Below are 2,984 nucleotides of genomic sequence, written 5' to 3' on the forward strand. Positions count from 1 at the left end.
AAATAATATTTTTCATCAACTTCTCCTTTTTCCATTATGTCTCCTAAAGTAGTCACATCTTCACATTCTACAGGAGAAGTCTTATAAGTGTAAATATTTCCTTTATGCATAAGACCAGAATTAAAGAAATGGAATTCAAAATCATCACTAATAGCTACAAGATCTTTAAAATCCTTCTTTTTGATTGAAGATTGGCCAAATTCATCAATGGAAACTTCTTTCCCATCTAAATTCTTATCAGTGTTAAATTTAATTGGGAAATTCTTAGCAAAAATTCCTTCTTTGTAAATTAAATCCTCATAATCTACATTATCCATCTTTTTATAATAGTTGGTAGACTTATGATAAGCAAAAATAAATACTCTTCTTCTCTTTTGTGGGAATCCATATTCTGCAGCATTGATTACTCTCCATTCAACAGAATAACCATTATCAAGTAGAGTCCTAAGCATTACACCAAAGGCTCTTCCTCTTTGAGTAGCAGGTGAACGTAACAACCTATCAACATTTTCCAAAAGAACAAAAGGAGGTCTTTTTTCCTCTAGAACTTCGGCTATTTGCCACCAAAGCACTCCCTTTTTACCTTCTATTCCCTTTCCACCAGATAAAGAACGAGCAACTGAATAATCCTGGCAAGGGAATCCTCCTACAAGAAGAGTGTGATTAGGAATTGTCTTTTTATCAACAGTAGCTATGTCCTCATTTACATGATTTTCAGATTCACCGAATCTTTCAACATAACAATCAAATGCAGCTTGTGATTTAGTGGAAGGTTCCCATTGATTAGCCCAAACAAAGTCCCAATTGTCTTCTTCGTGGACTTTTCCATCCTTTAGGCTTACGTGATTGAATCCACAACGGAATCCACCTACACCTGCAAATAATTCTACTACTGTTTTATCCATAAAAATTCCTCTTATAATATTTTATAAATTTTGATTTATATATTTAATTTAATTTTTATATTTAAACAATCAATGGGAGCAAATGAAAACTAATAGTTTTATGTATAATTAACTATAAAACAAAATATTAAGTAAGGGGATTAAAATATGAAATTCAATACAATTGAGGAATTACTTCACTATACAGAAGCAATTAAAGGCAAGACATTTAAGGAAATAGATTCTAAACACCTACTTGAAAACGCCACTAATCTAAAGAGAAATAAAGGAATATTAGGCCATGTTGTAGAAAGTGGTTTCTATAAATATCCTATTAACAGTAATCCTCAAGCTGATTTTGATAAAATTGGAGTTGAATTAAAAGTAACAGGTTATAAAAAGAACAAAAAAGGTGAAAAATCAGCAAAAGAAAGAGTTTCCCTAAGCAAAATTGACTTCAATAAAATAGTCAATGAAGAATATGAATACAGCAAATTAATCTATAAAAATAAAAAAATCCTATTCATCTGGTAAGGAGGTTTCTATGAAAAAGGAAAGGATATTGGAGATTTCCTAATTACCGATTACCAATTATATGATATGAGCAAAGATGAAGAAACAATTAAAAATGACTTTTACATCATAAAACAAAAGGTAAAAGATGGCCGTGCTCATGAATTGTCTGAAAGTGATACATCATACCTTGGGGCTTGCACTAAAGCTAGAACATCTAAAGACAGAACAACTCAACCTAACTCTACTATACCTGCAAAGCCAAGAGCATATTCACTAAAAAATTCATACATGAGCGGTATCCTAAACAGTATAGGAACAACCATTAGCTTTGATACAAATGAATTTAAAACTGTTGAAGAGTACGTTTTAGCTAAATTACGGCCGTATATTGGAAAAAGCCAACTTGAGATTTTAGAGGAAATAACTGGACAAACATACAAGGAAAAAATACCAAAGAATCTCAATAAAATGATAACTGATAAAATCATTGGAAAAGATGATGAACTTGCAGAAAAAGATGATTTATTCAAGAAAACAAGTTTCATTATCAAAAATTCACCAATAACTCCAAAAGGAACATATAGGGAAAGAATGTCTTTTAGAAACCTGACTTTAAGTGAATTTGAAGACACTTGGGAAGATTCCTATTGGAAACTATTCTTCGATGAAACAACTATATTGAATATTCTATGGAAAGAACCGAAAGCAGGATCTAAAAATGGAGAAAGAATATTAGAAGGAGTTAATAGAATCAGTTTCAATGATGATAATTTAGATTCTATGGAAATGTCTTATAATATGGTAAAAGAAGCAATTGAAAAAGAAGATGTGAGTCTGCTTCCTTATCCAAATTCATTTGAAAATCAGATATTGGAAATAGGGCCTAAAGGACAAAAAAGTGATGATGCTTATAATACCTTTTTTAATAAGGATACAACTAAAACCTGCTTCTTTTTGAATAAGGGAATATTGTTTGAGAAAAAATCATAAAGTGATTAAAGATGGATGAATTAATAAAAGAATTTATCAAAAACACAGAGACATTCTATGAAAAAATAGACAAAAACAGTGAAAACTTTGTACCTAACCATAGATTTAAATCCTGGGAACATAACTATCGCATTTTCTGTGAAGAAAGAGAAAAAACCAACCCAGACATAGACAAATTATCAATCCATCTATCCTTTTACCTTGCAAGTTGGGGAATGTATAGAGGATCATCATTTTTATTGCAAAAGGATTATAAAATACATGAAGAAGCTGTAAAAGAAATAATTAAAGAGGAATATGATAGCCTATTGGCCATAAAATTCAATGAACTCAATGGCGAAAATTTAGAAAAAATGGAAAAACTAAATAGCTTTTTAAGAAATCATTATAGAAAAATCAGCCAAAAGGATAAAGATGAAAAAATATCCGATATTTTAATAACTAAAATATTATTGGGAACATTAGGTTGTGTTCCTGCATATGACAATTATTTTACAAAAGGATTTAAGAAATTTAATGCATTGGGTTCCTTTTCAAATAAGGAAGGAAAGCTTAATGAAAAATCTATCCTAAGATTGGCAGAGTTCTATAAAA

General features: G+C 30.2%; 4 protein-coding genes. 3 read left to right on the plus strand and 1 reads right to left on the minus strand.

What is annotated here, in order from left to right:
* Nucleotides 1-905: DNA cytosine methyltransferase (dcm, locus tag Q0409_RS08955; protein ID WP_298537267.1), on the minus strand; the 905-nt coding region annotated here is incomplete at its 3' end.
* A 147-nt stretch (nucleotides 906-1,052) separates the two neighbouring features.
* Between dcm and Q0409_RS08960 the strand changes: the two genes are divergently transcribed.
* The 3 genes from Q0409_RS08960 to Q0409_RS08970 form a co-directional block, all read left to right on the plus strand.
* Entirely contained in the window at nucleotides 1,053-1,418 is a 366-nt protein-coding gene (locus tag Q0409_RS08960; RefSeq protein ID WP_298537270.1) for a MutH/Sau3AI family endonuclease, read from the plus strand.
* A gap of 66 nt (nucleotides 1,419-1,484) precedes the next feature.
* On the plus strand, nucleotides 1,485-2,390 hold the full coding sequence (locus Q0409_RS08965) for a hypothetical protein (protein WP_298537273.1): 906 nt from the start codon (nucleotides 1,485-1,487) through the stop codon (nucleotides 2,388-2,390).
* Between the two features lie 11 nt (nucleotides 2,391-2,401).
* On the plus strand, nucleotides 2,402-2,984 hold a 583-nt coding region (locus Q0409_RS08970), incomplete at its 3' end, for a hypothetical protein (RefSeq protein ID WP_298537275.1).

Origin of the sequence: uncultured Methanobrevibacter sp. (assembly GCF_937898925.1) — an archaeon.
Lineage (GTDB): Archaea > Methanobacteriota > Methanobacteria > Methanobacteriales > Methanobacteriaceae > Methanobrevibacter.

What these genes read in the sequence shown, in the direction of transcription:
- Q0409_RS08965 (WP_298537273.1), top strand. Translation starts at nt 1,485, where the DNA reads ATGAGCAAAGATGAAGAAACAATTAAAAATGACTTTTACATCATAAAA.
- Q0409_RS08960 (WP_298537270.1), top strand. Translation starts at nt 1,053, where the DNA reads ATGAAATTCAATACAATTGAGGAATTACTTCACTATACAGAAGCAATT.